Genomic DNA, 1,160 nt, shown 5'->3' on the forward strand with positions numbered 1-1,160 from the left:
ACGACCGGCTTCCGAAGGTTTCAACGTCTTCTGAAGTTACGGATTCAGGTAATAATACGCTCAATCAAATCGAAAAAACGACCTTCAACGATGAAGGCATTCTGGAACGACAACATTTGCAGTCTGCACTGAAGCATCAAAATGAAACAGTTGCACCCAACTGCCTTGTGATTGCCGAGGAGTTCTCGGAATGGTCTGACTCTCTGCGCAGGATTGATCTTCTGGCTATTGACCGTGAAGCAAACCTGGTGGTGATAGAGCTGAAGCGGACCGAGAAAGGCGAGCATATGGAGTTGCAGGCTCTGCGCTATGCGGCCATGGTTTCGACGTTGACCTTTTCCCGTGCAGTCGAAATATATCAGCAGCATCTTATCGATAACGATATTGAGATGGATGCAAAGAGTAAGCTTCTTGAGTTTCTTCGGTGGGATGAACCTCAGGAAGATGATTTTGGTATGGATGTACGCATGGTACTGGTCTCTGCCAATTTTTCCAAAGAACTGACCACTTCCGTTATTTGGCTTAACGAGCGCAGCCTGGATATTCGTTGCGTCCGGCTGATTCCCTATAAGCATAACGACCAGATTTTAATTGATGTTCAACAAATCATCCCCTTGCCTGAAGCAGAGAGCTACCAGGTAAAAATAAAACAGCAATCAGAAGAGCGCAGGGTAGCCAGGCAGTCATCCAAAGATTATACCCGCTATATCTTTATGGGCAGCCCGCTAAACAAGCGGCGACTGGTGCTCGCAGTGATACAGCACTGGATTGCCAGGCATAGCCCTGCCACCGTTGATAAGTTGATCGAGGCCTTCCCACAAAATATTCGTAGTGGCGGGATGTTTGTTCCTTTGAATGAAGCAAATGCTACTTATGCTCGCCAGGATATTCCACGACACTTCCTTGGCGATGGGGAAGTCATCACGTTCCCTGATAACACGCAGTATGCTATCTCCAACCAGTGGAGCAAAAGCAATTTAGCGAAGTTTATTGCTCAGGCGAAAAGCCTCGGTTTTGACATTACTGCAGAAAACTAAAATGTAACTATTCAGCACCCAGCAAAGGCATATTACTATAATTCTGAACAGCTCTAAGTAGTGACTGGTATATCCATACCCTGTTTTCTAGCTGACGACAAATAGCTCCGAATCCGTGCAAAA

The 1,160-nt window shown here is 46.2% G+C and carries 1 pseudogene; it reads left to right on the forward strand.

The features are described from left to right. A pseudogene (locus tag KDK14_RS14460) lies at positions 1 to 1,037 on the forward strand (hypothetical protein); the annotation flags it as partial. Positions 1,038 to 1,160 lie beyond the last annotated feature (123 nt).

This window comes from Endozoicomonas sp. ONNA2 (assembly GCF_024606365.1).
Classification (GTDB): Bacteria; Pseudomonadota; Gammaproteobacteria; order Pseudomonadales; family Endozoicomonadaceae; genus Endozoicomonas.